Source organism: Psychrobacter sp. AT9 (assembly GCF_047272965.1).
Lineage (GTDB): Bacteria > Pseudomonadota > Gammaproteobacteria > Pseudomonadales > Moraxellaceae > Psychrobacter > Psychrobacter glaciei.
On the sequence record NZ_JBKOTW010000001.1, the window covers coordinates 2,471,795 to 2,486,737 of the forward strand.

The 14,943-nt window shown below is 44.6% G+C and carries 10 protein-coding genes and 1 tRNA gene; 3 read left to right on the forward strand and 8 right to left on the reverse strand.

The features are described from left to right. Window positions 1–76: 76 nt before the first annotated feature. From bamA to rimO, 8 genes are all read right to left on the reverse strand, one after another. Window positions 77–2,509 carry an outer membrane protein assembly factor BamA gene (gene bamA / locus ACMFL8_RS10320; protein WP_413190902.1) on the reverse strand — a complete coding sequence of 811 codons (2,433 nt, stop codon included), beginning with the start codon at window positions 2,507–2,509 and terminating at the stop codon, window positions 77–79. Window positions 2,510–2,767: 258 nt separating this feature from the next. Beyond that, the gene (gene rseP, locus ACMFL8_RS10325; RefSeq protein ID WP_413190903.1) at window positions 2,768–4,144 is read right to left on the reverse strand and encodes an RIP metalloprotease RseP; all 1,377 of its coding nucleotides are present in this window, start codon (window positions 4,142–4,144) and stop codon (window positions 2,768–2,770) included. A 72-nt stretch (window positions 4,145–4,216) separates the two neighbouring features. After that, window positions 4,217–5,425 carry a 1-deoxy-D-xylulose-5-phosphate reductoisomerase gene (gene ispC, locus ACMFL8_RS10330; RefSeq protein WP_413190904.1) on the reverse strand — a complete coding sequence of 403 codons (1,209 nt, stop codon included), beginning with the start codon at window positions 5,423–5,425 and terminating at the stop codon, window positions 4,217–4,219. A gap of 193 nt (window positions 5,426–5,618) precedes the next feature. Continuing rightward, the gene (locus ACMFL8_RS10335) at window positions 5,619–6,428 is read right to left on the reverse strand and encodes a phosphatidate cytidylyltransferase (protein WP_010200237.1); all 810 of its coding nucleotides are present in this window, start codon (window positions 6,426–6,428) and stop codon (window positions 5,619–5,621) included. Between the two features lie 286 nt (window positions 6,429–6,714). Then, window positions 6,715–7,470 carry a polyprenyl diphosphate synthase gene (gene uppS / locus ACMFL8_RS10340; RefSeq protein WP_413190905.1) on the reverse strand — a complete coding sequence of 252 codons (756 nt, stop codon included), beginning with the start codon at window positions 7,468–7,470 and terminating at the stop codon, window positions 6,715–6,717. 353 nt (window positions 7,471–7,823) lie between these two features. Then, window positions 7,824–8,378: a ribosome recycling factor gene (gene frr / locus ACMFL8_RS10345; protein ID WP_010200239.1), complete on the reverse strand. Its 555-nt coding sequence runs from the start codon at window positions 8,376–8,378 to the stop codon at window positions 7,824–7,826. 130 nt (window positions 8,379–8,508) lie between these two features. After that, window positions 8,509–9,234 (reverse strand): UMP kinase, encoded by a 726-nt coding sequence (gene pyrH, locus ACMFL8_RS10350; protein WP_010200240.1) that lies wholly within the window; start codon window positions 9,232–9,234, stop codon window positions 8,509–8,511. Between the two features lie 232 nt (window positions 9,235–9,466). Further along, window positions 9,467–11,047 (reverse strand): 30S ribosomal protein S12 methylthiotransferase RimO, encoded by a 1,581-nt coding sequence (gene rimO, locus ACMFL8_RS10355; protein WP_413190906.1) that lies wholly within the window; start codon window positions 11,045–11,047, stop codon window positions 9,467–9,469. Window positions 11,048–11,182: 135 nt separating this feature from the next. Here rimO and ACMFL8_RS10360 point away from each other — a divergent pair, with 135 nt between their 5' ends. From ACMFL8_RS10360 to ACMFL8_RS10370, 3 genes are all read left to right on the forward strand, one after another. Then, window positions 11,183–12,586 carry a two-component system sensor histidine kinase NtrB gene (locus ACMFL8_RS10360; RefSeq protein WP_413190907.1) on the forward strand — a complete coding sequence of 468 codons (1,404 nt, stop codon included), beginning with the start codon at window positions 11,183–11,185 and terminating at the stop codon, window positions 12,584–12,586. Window positions 12,587–12,646: 60 nt separating this feature from the next. Continuing rightward, window positions 12,647–14,578 carry a sigma 54-interacting transcriptional regulator gene (locus ACMFL8_RS10365; RefSeq protein WP_413190908.1) on the forward strand — a complete coding sequence of 644 codons (1,932 nt, stop codon included), beginning with the start codon at window positions 12,647–12,649 and terminating at the stop codon, window positions 14,576–14,578. Between the two features lie 219 nt (window positions 14,579–14,797). After that, window positions 14,798–14,882: transfer RNA gene (locus tag ACMFL8_RS10370), tRNA-Leu, on the forward strand. Window positions 14,883–14,943: the final 61 nt, after the last annotated feature.

The following is a 14,943-nucleotide window of genomic DNA, read 5'->3' on the forward strand; positions in this document are numbered from 1 at the left end:
GAAGATCAGATTTTTGATTGATTTATAATATTGACTTAATATAAACCATTAAACTAAGCTAATAAGTGCTGGCAACTTAGAACGTGCTACCAATCTGGAACTGTACTTTCTCAGTCTCATCACCTTCTTTATCACCGAACGGTACGGCATAACTCAATGAAATTGGACCGATTGGCGTATACCAAGTCACACCCGCACCCGCACTATAGCGCATGTCATTATCTTGCGTTAATAGCTTTATTTCGCTGCCATCTGAATTCTTAGTCGGCTCACCCGTATTAGGGTCAATAAACGTACGATCTTCTTTACTCGTGGTATCAAATACTTGACCACCTTCAGCAAATAGCACTGGGCGCACTTGATCTGCCCAATCACCTTTAAATGGCATTGGTAAGATCAGCTCACTACCAAAGCTGACCAAGGCATTACCACCGACCTCTTCGTCTTTAAAGCGGCTGTCACTATTAATCGCGTCAAAATAGCCTTGTGATTTAGGACCTAGCGTTGACGCTTCATAGCCACGCACCGAGCCGTAACCCCCAGCATAAAAGTTTTCGTAGAAAGGTAAGTCATTGCCGTAACCGAGCTTGGTATAACCACGTGCGACTAAATCCTTATAAAGTGGATAGTACACATTGCCTTGATAAACGAGTTTTTGATAATTGGCATCACCAAGACCAATGGTCGCGTCAACCGTATGACTCATACCTTTGGTCGGAAATACTGGGCGATCCAAAGTGCTGTAATCCCAACCAAACAGCAAGTTATAGGTCTGATAGTCGTTTTTGAAACCAGTACGACCTTCGAAGTCTCCAGTAAAGTTTTCAAACGATCCGCCATCATCGATAATTTGTTGTACGTTTGATACACCAAGGAAGCGACCACCACGTACTGAGGTATTATCAACGTTTAGACCAGCACTAACACGCTTGGTTTCATCGACAGGATAGCTATAGTTCAGCGTAGCACCATAAGAATCGGTGACATAGTTACTGACGTTTCTGTCATCATATTTGGTTTCGCGATAATAGGCACTCAGACCCTGAGAAACACCGTTTTCGGTGAAGTACGGATCGGTATAACCCAAGCTATAAGAATCACGAGTTTCTGAACGTGATAGCGCCGCTTTAACGCGGTTACCCGTACCCATAAAGTTATTTTGCGTTAAATCTAACTGAAAAGTAACACCGCCACTTTGCGAGTAACCGGCAGCAATCGTTGAGCTACCAGAAGGCTGCTCTTCAACCGTAAAATTCACATCCATTTGGTCTGGCTGATTCGGTACTGGCTTCACATCGACGTTGACTGCTTTAAAGAAACCTGTACGCATCAGACGTGTACGTGACAACTGAATTTTTTCGCTAGAGGCGAGCGCCCCTTCCAATTGACGCATTTCACGACGCAGTACCACATCCTGAGTTTTGGTATTACCCGTAAAGTTAATACGGCGCACATAGATAGGACGTGCTGGATCGATATAATAATCGACATCGACCATTTTAGTATCATCGTTAATACGCGGCACTGGTCGAATTTGTGCTAAATAATAACCTTCATTCCCGTAACGGCTCTTTAGAGAAGCAGTCGTGGCATCAAGCTTGGCTTGTGAATACTTTTCATTTTGCTCAAAAGTAACCAATTCTTTAAGCTCATTGGTCTCAAATGTCGGCTTACCTAAGAAATTCACTTCCCCAAACTGATATTGCTCGCCTTCACTCAAGCTGACTTCAATAAAAACGCTGCGTTTGTCTTCACTGATATTGAGTACCGCATTATCCACGTTAAAACGCACATAACCATCATTCTGATACAGCGCTTTCAAATTCTCTAAACTGGCAGCCAGCTTTTCTTTTGCGTAGCGATCAGACTTAGACAGCAAACGTGTCCATGACGACTCTTTGACAGCGAAAACGTCTTTAATCTCTTCGTCACTAAAATGTGTGTTACCAATAACATTGATATCAACCACTTTAGCAGGCTTACCTTCGATGAAGCGCACATCAAGCTTGACACGGTTGCCATCCAGTAGCGTTTGATCAACTTCGATATTACTATTGTAATAACCTTGGCTAATATATTGCTGCTGTAGTTCATTGGCGACGCCCTGCAATGTCGATTGCTTAAGTACACTACCGACTGACAGACCAGCGTTGCCAAGTCCTTGCTCTAGACCTTCTTTTGGAATGAGCTTATTACCTTCGAAACTGACCTCAGCAATAATTGGACGCTCAACGACATCAAATCGTAGCTGACCGCCTTCGACACGGCTTTGGATGTCGGCAAAGTTATCAGTCGCATATAGCGCCTTAATACTGGCTGCCAGACTACTATCATTCGCCGTGTCGCCTACCGAAATAGGTAAAACCGGATAGAGACTATCAGGAGTTAGGCGTTGTAAACCATTGAAACCGATGTCAGTGACCACAAATTCTGCCGCCTGTACAGGCATACTCATCATCGCTACAACTAACGGCAACCCTGCCGCGCTCATAAATAAAGGCGTACGCATAAACACTATCCGTCAATAAAAAACTTGCTGAAGTTAAAAAGCACATGTTGTCTAGCCCAATCCGAGTGAAATCATTCGCTCACTCGCGGGAGACTCAGGACACTTTATATAAAACGCATCATAAAATAAACTAAAAATTACGATTAGTACAGAGACAGCGATACAAAAGAGCGCAGCACGCCTACCAATAATCAGTGCACGATACGCGCAAAACCATTAGTGTATCGCGGCTTACCCTTTAGGCTGCTCTGTAGTCTATCAAAACAGCCGACTGATATCATTACCAATTGCTAACACCATGAAACCTGCCAGCAAGAGTAAGCCGATATTTAGCCCTGCCATTTGTATCCCTTCCGAGAGAGGCTTACCGCGTATCAGCTCTATGAGATAATACACAATATGACCACCATCTAACACTGGAATCGGTAAAAGATTAAGTACGGCGAGGCTCAGGCTAATCAAAGCAGCGGTGGACAATACCATCTGCCAACTGATATCAAAGCTTTGTTTGGCGACTTTAGCAATCGTAATAGGCCCTGATAAATTGTCCAGACCAATCATACCTGAGAGCATTTTGCCCATTGAGCTGACCGTCATCACCGCCAACTGTTCTGTCTTTTCAAATGACTTAACCAATGACTCACCAGGACCATACACGACGGTGGCTTTATAAGCATCGGGAATGACAATCTCAGACTGCGCTACCATAGCACCAATTTGTCCAAAGTCATTACCTAGATTGTCTTTTTTACCTTGCGGCATAATCTGTAATTGAACAGATTTTCCGTCACGTAAAACCATAAAATTAAGCAGCGTTTCAGGATTATCGCGGATGATACGGGTAGCACTAATCCAATCTTTGATTTCTGTATCATTAATAGCTGTGATGCGATCGCCGACTTTTAGCCCCTGCCGACTGGCAGCACCATCAGCACTCAAATCACCAACGATAGGTTCAATATCTGGCTGCCATGGTAGCATGCCAAAGCTCGTTAGCGCGTCTTTACCTTGCGATGTGCCTTGCATAAATGTTTTAACGGGTGCTTGATAAGTCTTCGTTGCATTGGAAGCCTGTGACTCTGATTGCAAGGTAATACTGACGTTGTCAGTCTCGCCCATCCGTCCAGCAAGGCGATAATTAATACCTTCCCACGTTTGCACCTCATGACCATCAATCGCAACGATTTTATCACCAACGGGCAGCTGTGCTATAGCCGCTGGTGTATCAGGTAATACTTGCCCAATCTTCGTCGCCAACTGCTCTGATGGCGTCATAAATAACACCCAAAACAACGCAATCGCGATAACAAAGTTCATGATAGGGCCAGCGGCAACGATGGCAATCTTTTTTAGCGGATGCTGACGATTAAAGGCCAAATGTAGCTCATCTTTGGCTACCTCGCCTTCACGCTCATCCAGCATCTTGACATAACCACCCAGCGGCAGCGCTGAGATACGATAATCAATGCCGCTCTTTTTGCTCGTCCAGCCAAAGAGTTTAGGACCAAAACCGATAGAATAGGTCAATACTTTAACGCCGCAGAGTCGCGCTACAATGTAGTGCCCCCATTCGTGTAAGGCAATAAGCGGACCTAAGACAAATATTGCCGCAAGGAGCGTTAATAAAAACGTCATGATCTTTTCTCAGTATTTTCTCTTAGCATGTTCTATTAATATCACTTTTAAACTAAGAAACTCTTGCTATGATTATGCCAACTTTGCCACAAGCTTGTCAGTAAGATGGCGCGCTATCTTATCAATTGTTAATATATCTTCTATGTCAGCCGTGTCGTTTAATGGTGGTACCTGTATGTCATTTAAGGCTTGCTCATTAATATCAGCAATATCCGTCAAACGAATCTGACCGTTCAAAAATGCAGCAACGGCAATTTCATTAGCAGCGTTAAGCACAATCGTTGCCTGTGTGCCTGCTTGCATGGCTTGACGGGCAAGACGCAAACACGCAAACTTCTGCAAATCAGGCTGAATAAATTCTAGAGCACTTAGCGCAAACAAGTCTAAAGGCTGCGAGCCGCTTTCGATACGATCAGGGTAACTGAGCGCATGAGCAATCGGAGTTTTCATATCTGGGCTGCCGAGCTGCGCTAAAAAGCTGCCATCGCTATATTCTACCATTGAGTGGATGATACTTTGTGGATGAATGACCACATTTATCTTATCTTCAGGCAAATCAAATAAATGACAAGCCTCAATCAACTCAAGCCCCTTATTCATCATCGTTGCAGAATCGACCGATATCTTTTGCCCCATCGACCAGTTTGGGTGTTTCACGGCTTCAGCGACACTCGCTTGCTGCATCTGAGCAAATGACTGCTGCAAAAATGGCCCGCCAGATGCGGTTAACCATAGCTTACGGACACCATGGTTTGGCTGATGAATTTGGGTGTTGTCTTGTTGAATAGCGAGCGGCAGACACTGAAAAATTGCATTATGTTCAGAATCGAGCGGCAGCAAGGTGGCATTGTTCGCTTTAACGGCATTTATCATTACCTGCCCAGCCATTACCAACGCTTCTTTATTGGCCAATAAAATACGCTTGCCTGCCCGTGCTGCAGCCAAAGTAGAAGGCAGACCAGCGGCGCCAACAATAGCAGCGACAACGGTATCGGTTTGCGAATCGGTAGCAATATCGACGAGCCCTGCTGCCCCGCCTACCACATCGATATCAAGACCTGCCGAGCTGAGGCGCTCAGCAAAGTCGTCGACTGCGGCTGTCGGTACACTGACGCGTTTGGGCAAAAACTGCTGGCAGAGCGCAAACAATTTGTCTAAGCGGTGATAGCCTGATAGCGCATAGACTTGGTAATTGAGCGGTTGCGCCGCCAAAATTGCTAGCGTGCTATCGCCAATCGAGCCTGTTGCGCCTAGTACGGCGATGCGTTGCGTCATAACCATCGGTGCCCACAATATTGTTACTGTTAAAATTTAAATAAAAAATCAGGAGAATTAATAAGGTATGAATAACAGCAAAGCATCGATGCTAGTTATATCGATGCTTTATTATAATAGATAAAACCAAGATGTTGGCAAAAACCAGCCGCCAAATCAGACTCAGCAAATCAATGAGCCTGCATCAGTCATCAGTCTCTTAAACGACGATGAGGCCCAGCTGCTGTATCGCCCAAAAGCCAAGCGCAAATATTGGCGTGGCAGACAATAGCGAATCAATACGGTCAAGTATCCCGCCATGCCCCGGTAAAATCGTTCCTGAGTCTTTTACATCAGCACGGCGCTTGAGCATTGATTCAAACAAATCACCGAGTACAGAGGCAAGAATAGTGATGGCTGATAGCGACACAAATGCGATTAACGGTACACCAGTTAATTGTAGTTTGAAGACACTAATAGCAACCACAACTAGCAGACCAGTTACAAGACCGCCAGCCAACCCTTCCATGCTCTTGTTAGGTGATACATTTGGTGCCATTTTGCGGCGACCGAGCTTGCGACCTACAAAATAAGCACCACTGTCCGCACACCAAACCAGTAAGAATACGTAGAGTAGCCACCATGCTGACAGCTGCCACAAATAAAACATCGCCGTAATCGATGCGGTCAATATAACTGCACCCATCAACGCTAGTTTCTTTCCGTACCAATTGGTGTGCGTCGGGAATACCCTGACCCAAGATAGCGCCATCAACCATATAGCGAGTGAAGCCACCCACCAAAACAACCAAGTCACTTTGAACATCAGCGAAACTAAAGTCAGTACCAATACCAATACCACAAACACCGCAGGCTGGCGCCACTTTGGCATCAGCTTTGTCCATTCATGCGCTGCGATAATTACGCCAATGGCCAATAATGGGGCAAACAAGATAGGGGTTTGGCTCGCAAACATTGCAATACCAACGATAATAACGAGAACAATTGCCGTTTTAATTCGTTGCCACATACTTGTCGAACCTTATAATAATGAAAAATGTCTGGTCAAAAAGTGCCTTATATAAAAGTGTCTTATATAATAGCTAATCTACAATAGCCTACTAATGGCGATTGAGACCAATTAAAGCGGTTTGTGACTGCACAAGCAAGTAATATTAATGGCTTGATAGATTTTTCGAACACGTACGTTTTAAAACAGTGACTGTATTTCGTCAATAAATGCCAGCGAATATGCTACAGATTTAATAATGAATCACGTCATCATGAACCACTCGATCCTGACTAAATCAATGGCTTTAGCGCTGCTGCTCTGTCACTATCTGCTCACTGGTTTTGCCAAAACGTCGTTGACGCTGTGCGAACTCTGCTACCATCGCTGCCAACTCATCGGCAGTAAAGTTCGGCCATAATGTCTGAGTAAAGAACAGCTCAGCATACGCCGATTGCCACAATAAAAAGTTAGAAATTCGGTACTCGCCGCCTGTCCGCACCAACATATCAACTGCAGGCGCATCGGCTAATTGCACATAGTTACCAAGCATTTCTTTATCAATTTCTGCAGCGCGCAACTCACCGGCTTCTACTTGCTGTGCCAGCTGCTTTGCGGCATTGGCGATGTCCCACTGCCCCCCATAACTAATGGCAATCACCAATGTCATGGCTTCAAAATGAGCCGTTTCTGCTTCTGCATCTGCCATCAATGTCTGTAAATCATGACTAAGCTGGCTACGATCACCGATGAAACGCAAGCGAATACAGTACTCATTCATACGCGGCATCTGCTCATGAATGGTCGATGTTAGCAGCTGCATCAATAGCGCCACCTCACTAGGGGGACGTTGCCAGTTTTCACTGGAAAAAGCAAATACTGTTAATACTTCGATACCCGCATCGACACAATACTCCACGATAGGATCTAGCGCATCTTTACCCGCCACATGGCCTTGGCCTTTGCCGAGCGCATTGGCTGTACCATAGCGATTATTACCATCCATGATAATGGCGATATGACGAGGAATGAGTGCAGGAGCCAAAACGGTGGGAGTAGACATGGGCGATACGACTTATTGTTGAGGTAAAATAATGTATTGAGGTAAAACAATCATAACGCGCTCTATCGCATTAAAAAAGCATAATGCCAGATATTCATAAACTTATCATAAACCAGTCTAGAGCTAATGAGGATTGGAAAACCATTTTTGTAAACTGTTAATGCCTATTTGCGAACTATTAAAGAAACGTTATAAAACTCTGTGCTTATGTCATCACAATCCATATAGAAATAGACAGCCAATAGTGATTGACCATTAGCTGTCTATTATTATGATATTGTCTGCATTAAAAAACTTAATTTTTAAGCGCTTGGTTTATTTTTTATTAATAAAAAATAAATCAAGGACAGTGCTTAAACGTCCATCAAATCGCTTTCTTTTTTGGTCAGACTTTTATCGATAGTTTCGATATATTTGTCAGTGATTTTTTGAATATCATCACTGGCGCGGCGCTCGTCATCTTCTGAGATTTCTTTTTCTTTGGCCAGTTCTTTGATGTCATTCATCATATCGCGGCGGATATTACGGATAGAGACTCGGCTATTCTCTGCTTCTCCACGCGCAAGCTTTTGCATATCGCGACGCGTTTCTTCGGTCAATGCTGGCATCGGTACACGAATCACATCAGCGGTCATTGGGTTCAGACCCAGATCTGCTTCACGAATGGCTTTATCAATCGCTTGTACCATAGTACGGTCAAACGGTTGAACAAGTAACGTACGTGAGTCTTCAACATTCACACTGGCTACCTGATTAAGTGCTGTATCAGAACCGTAATAGCTGACCATCACACCTGACAACATACCTGGATGCGCACGACCCGTACGAACTTTACTAAAAGTGCTCTCAAGCGCTTCCAATGTCTTTTGCATGCGTGCTTCGCCGTCTTGCTTAATCTCTTTGATCATCATGTATCCTTATTTATCGCTATCGACAAATCATTCATTGTTGTTAATTATTAAGGTATTAACTTTTAAACCAGTGAGCTACTTATTGCCATGGCTATGATAGTGCTAATGACCGCTGTATCATTATGAATTAATGAAAAACTCGTGTACCTTCATTTTCGCCCATAATGACATTCAATAAAGCATTAGGTTTGGTCATATCGAACACTTGTAGCGGCACGTTGTGCTCGCGGCATAAAGCAATCGCGGTCAAATCCATAACGCCAAGCTTTTGTTCTAATACTTCATCAAAAGTCAAACCGTCATATTTCACTGCGTCGTCATGTAAGCTTGGGTCTTTGTCATAAACCCCGTCTACTTTGGTGGCTTTTAGAATCAAGCCCGCTTCGATTTCAATACCACGTAGACAAGCAGCCGTATCAGTAGTAAAGAAAGGATTGCCCGTACCTGCGACAAAGATACATACTTCGCCATTTTTTAGGTAGCGAATGGCGTTGCGACTGCTATAGCTTTCGGTCACTTCGCCAATAGGCAAAGCTGACATCAAACGCGTTTTGATATTGCGACGCTCAAGGGCATCACGCATCGCCAGACCGTTCATGACCGTTGCTAGCATCCCCATCTGATCACCGGTGACGCGACCAACCAAGCCTTCTTTTTGTAACTGGGCACCGCGATATAAGTTACCACCGCCGACCACGATACCGACTTGTACCCCAAGCCCTCGCAAGTGCGCGATAGACAAGCTCATCTTATCGAGCACTTCAGTATCAATACCCATGTCTTTGCTACCGGCTAAGGCTTCACCAGAGAGTTTCAGCAAGATACGAGAGTAACGCGGGTTTTTGTCAGACATGAGGTCACCTTATTTCGTTAAACTATAGTTTCGTTAATTATAATTAAAATCATCGGTAAAACACAAATACAGTTAGCCTTTAAACTCGCTTATACCGCCATACTTGATGGCAGGCGTGTAAAAAGGCTAAATTGCTCTAATTGTAGCAAAAACTGCTTATCATTGGGCAATTTTCACTCACATATTATCGTAGTCATTTAACCTTTATAGCGGTCATTTAAATAGCACTCATCTAACCTTGGTAACTGGCAAACAAATCGTATTCGCTAGCATCATCAATCGTGACCGTGAGGAATTGCCCGACTTTGACTTGCGCATTGATATCATCAACATAGACATGACCGTCAATCTCAGGGGCGTCAGCATAGCTGCGGCAAATCGCAATCCCTTCTTCACTATCAATCTCATCGACCAATACCGTCAAGGTTTTACCGATTTTTTCTTGCAGCTTCTGTGCAGAGATGTCTTGCTGTAGCGCCATGAAACGCTCATATCGCTCTTGCTTAATCTCTTCAGGAACGTGGTCTGGCAAATCATTAGCCACTGCGCCTTCGACTTCTGAATAAGTAAAGGCACCCACGCGATCAAGGCGAGCCTCGACTAACCAATCAAGCAAGCATTGGAAATCTTCTTCTGTTTCACCGGGGAAACCAACCACAAAGGTCGAACGAATGACGATGTCTGGACAAATCTCACGCCACGCTTTGATACGCGCCAAGGTGTTTTCGCTGTGCGCTGGACGCTTCATTGCCTTTAGGATGCGATGGCTGGCATGCTGAAATGGAATATCAAGATAAGGCAGTAGTTTCTTCTCGCCCATCAACTCAACGACTTTGTCTACATGCGGATATGGGTAGACATAATGCAGACGCACCCAAATACCCAAATCGTTCAATGCTTGGCATAAGTCATAAAACTTCGACTTGAGCGGCATGCCATTCCAAAAACTGGTTCTATACTTCAAGTCCAGCCCATAAGCAGAGGTATCTTGTGAAATAATTAGCAGCTCTTTCACGCCAGCATTTTTTAGCGCCATGGCTTCATTCATGACATTATCAATCGGACGTGAGACCAAATCTCCACGCAAGCTTGGAATAATGCAGAAGGTACAACGATGATTACAGCCTTCCGATATTTTTAGATAAGCATAATGGCTTGGGGTTAATTTAATACCCGCTTCATTGATTAAATTTATCTTTGGGTCATAGTTTGCGTCCAAACTGCGGTTCGGCTTGGGTACATGCTGCGCCACTGCCGTAATCACTTCGTCATACGCATGCGCACCAGTCACGGCTAGCACGGCTGGGTGCATGGCACGGATTTTGTCCGCCTCTTTACCCAAGCAACCAGTGACGATCACTTTACCATTTTTGCTAATGGCTTCACCGATGGCGTCCAATGATTCTTGCACCGCAGATTCGATAAAACCGCAGGTATTGACCACGACGAGATCGGCACCTTCGTAATCACTGGCAACTTGATACCCATCGCGGCTCAATTCTGTAATAATACGCTCACTATCCACTAGTGCCTTTGGGCAGCCTAGTGATACAAAACCAATCTTTGGCGCGGCACTAACAGGCATCGTGGCAGTCGCATTGGCTGTCGTAACCTCACTGCTTTGCTCAACGCTACGGTTTTGATTGTGATTGGCTTTATGATGGTAAGGTTCACTGCTATCCGTCGAGCTTTGCGCAGGCGTTGCTGTCGGCTTGGCAGGATTAAAGAGGGTGGCAGTGTCTTTTGGGGCAATAGACGCTGACGAGGATGTTGCGATTGTCGTATTAATAGACTCGATAGAATTTTTGGGCATGGCTGACCTTGCTAGAGATAAATTGGCTGAGCGCATTGTACGTTTTTTTTGTGATAATCACCAGTTTTGCCGCGCTAGTGTATTGATTTATGGTTAAATATTACGTTCAGTATTATTCTTTATTAGGCACTGACAATGACAGCTGATTTTACAACCGCCAAACCGACTCCTGACTTAGCCTTTATATCACAGCATTTATTCACCGCTATCTTGTGGGTCAATGACGAGCTAGTCATTACGTGGCTAAATGCCCAAGCTGAACAACTACTAGCCATCAGCAGTGAACGATTACTCAATCAGTCAATATTGACCCTGCTCGCAACCGATGAATTAAAGCTCGATGAGCGCGCTGCGCTGGTTTTGAACCCTGACCAATTGGATAATCAAACCTGCGCCTTGACCGAGCGATTTCATCAAGCAAAGCAATATCAACAACCCTTTATCGATCATGATCACATCATCAAAACCCCACTCAATGGCAACTTACCGCTCTCAGTCGACTATAGCGTGACGCCTGTCATCTATGAGCAGCAACCTTACTTTATCATTGAGATGTGGGGTAAAGACCGTCAAAGCCGTATCTCAGAGGAGCAACGCCAACAGCAGCAATATAATGTTGCCCGTCATATGCTGCGTTCGGTTGCCCATGAAATCAAAAACCCATTGGCTGGTATTCGCGGCGCGGCACAATTATTACAGCGACAATTTATCAAATTCAGCGAGGCGACTGCTTTGCATAACGCTTTGTCTCCTGCTATTAGCGATATAAATTCTGGCGCAAGTTCAGCTCCGAATAGCGATAAACAGTTGCAAAAAACAGCGCAGAAGCTTCGCAGCTATACTGATATCATCATCTCAGAGACCGATCGCTTAACCCATCTTATCGGACAGTTTCTTGGCTCCAATCAGCTACCAAACTGGCAAATGCTTAACATTCATGAGCCACTTGAGCATGTTTTAACCTTAGTGCTCAATCAGTACCCCCAAGTTATACTGCAACGTGATTATGATTTGTCGTTACCCGAGTTATGCGCTGATAAAGATCAACTGATTCAAGTGTTTTTAAACCTAATTAACAATGCCTGTGAATCAATGACTGAGTTTGAGCAGACACTTCAACAAAACGCGCCAGCCAATGCTGATCAATTACCTTCAGATATTTTGCATAGCAATCTTGAGGTTGAGAAAACCTATCAACCAAAACTGCATATTCAAACGCGCGTTGCCTTCCAACATACGATTGGCAGCCAACAGCACAAACAAGCTTTGCAAGTTAGCATTACGGATAACGGCTCAGGGATAGATGCAGCGCTGATTGGGCAGATATTTTTCCCGATGGTGACCAGTCGTGCCGCTGGTACTGGTCTTGGCTTATCGATTGTGCAAGATATTATCAGCTGTCATCATGGTATGATTGACGTCAGCTCGAATCAAGCACAAAGCGCTAACCCAAATTCTAATCCCAGTTATAATTACAATAACAGTCAGACTCGTTTTACTCTGTACTTACCCTTTAAACAGCCCGCAATCGATGCGTAAAAATCATGGCTGAACCTATCAAACAACAACCCTGAATCACTTGCTCATTAGGCCTGATACATGACTGCATATAACGACAACCTTAAATCTAACAGCGACAATCAAGGCTCGAATGATAAAACATCTGGCAATCAAACATCTGACAGCCAAACACTTAATAACCAAGCACTTAACAATCAAACACTTAATAACCAAGCTATGAAAGTAACGGTCAATAATGCGCCTGCTGACAACCCTGCGACCTTATGGCTCATCGATGACGATGCAGCGCTGCGCTTGGTGTTGGCGGATACTTTTGAAGATGCTGGGTTGACGGTCATCAGCTTTACCCAAGCACAAGCAGCATGGACACGCCTCAATGATATCTTGCAGCAGCGCGAGTCAGCCACGCAGCTACCGGATGTGATATTGACCGATATTCGGATGCCTATGATGGACGGCTTGTCTTTTAGCGACTGGGTGCATAAGCACTTCCCTGCGTTGCCGATTGTCATCATGACAGCGCATTCAGACTTGACCTCTGCCATCAATAGCTATCAGACAGGAGCATTTGAATATCTGCCGAAGCCGTTTGACTTAGATGATGCAGTCGCTACGATTTATAAAGCGATTAATTTTCAACCAGACATGGTGAAAGCAGATCAACCAAATGAGTCGGATGCCAAAACAACTGCAAATAAATCACCTGAGACAGATACGAAATCCACTAGTAAAAATAAAGCCATTCATAACACTAAGACAGCCACCAAAGCCCATAAGACGACTAAAAACAAAGCTGAGATCAAAACTGATACACAAGCCAATGACAATCCCAGCGGCATCATTGGTCAGTCACAAGCGATGCAAACAGTGTTTCGTGCGATTGGACGATTGGCGCACTCACCTATTACCGTTTTGATTACCGGTGAATCAGGCACAGGGAAAGAGCTGGTCGCCAGTGCCCTGCATCAGCATTCACCGCGTCACCAGCAATCATTCATTGCCCTCAATATGGCCGCGATTCCGCACGATTTGATTGAGTCGGAGTTATTCGGTCACGAAAAAGGTGCGTTCACTGGTGCAACGACGACACGGCAAGGTCGTTTTGAGCAAGCTGATGGTGGTACGTTATTTTTGGATGAAATCGGTGACATGCCGTTTAGCACCCAAACGCGGCTGCTACGGGTATTGGCAAACGGTGAGTTCTTCCGTGTGGGCGGACAGCAACCGGTCAAAGTGGACGTGCGCATCATTGCTGCCACCCATCAAAACTTGGAAGAACTGGTCAAACTAGGTCGGTTCCGTGAGGATTTATTTTATCGTCTCAATGTCATTCGTCTACCGCTGCCACCACTACGGACGCGCCGCGAAGATATTCCTGCTTTAACCAGTTATTTTATGCAACGAGCTGCTAAGCAAATGAACACCGCCTTAAAACAGCTACAGCCTGCGGCGCTACAGATTATGCAAGCCTTTGACTGGCGCGGTAATGTGCGTCAACTTGAGAACGTCTGCCTATGGCTAACGGTCATGGCAACCGGAGATACAGTCATGGTTGATGACTTGCCGCCAGAGCTGCTTGAAGCGATGCCAGCAAACACAGAGTTGCAGCCACAACAAACGTCGTCCTCGTCTGAATTTGATCAGTACAACCAACAGCACAACGGTGATAGCTCACATAGCCCCAATATAGATAGCAATAATTTAAACAGCAACAATCTAAATAGCAGTAATCTAAATAGTCAAAATAATCAAACTCAAAATATCGCTAAAAATCCAAGTTGGCAGCAGGCATTGGCAGAGTGGGCCAAACAAGCGCTACAAACAGGCGAAACTGACATCTTGCAAACGGCAACGCCTGAGTTCGAACGAGTGTTACTTACAGCGGCACTCAATCATAGCGGTGGCAAAAAGATAGCGGCTGCCAACTTACTCGGCTGGGGACGTAATACGCTCACCCGTAAATTACAGCAGTTAGATATGTCAGCAGCAGAAACGCAGACCAAAGAGTAATAAAAGCGCAAAATCATTAAATTAATAATTCCAGTAAAATCAATTATTTATCATAGAAATCAGAAATAATCGTTAAATAATTAAAAATAATTGCAAAAAGGGCTTGTCAAACCATTCAAACTCTATATAATAGCCAACCACTGAGACGCACTACCGAATCAGTTAACTATCTATGTTGTGTTTGAGTTTAAACGCTAATAATGATAGAGTAACGAAAATGGGGCTGTGGCGGAATTGGTAGACGCACCAGATTTAGGTTCTGGCGCCGCAAGGTGTGAGAGTTCGAGTCTCTCCAGCCCCACCATTTTCGGATAGTGATAAAAGTTCTCAAACCTATACTAAACCTGCCTTCGGGCAGGTTTTTT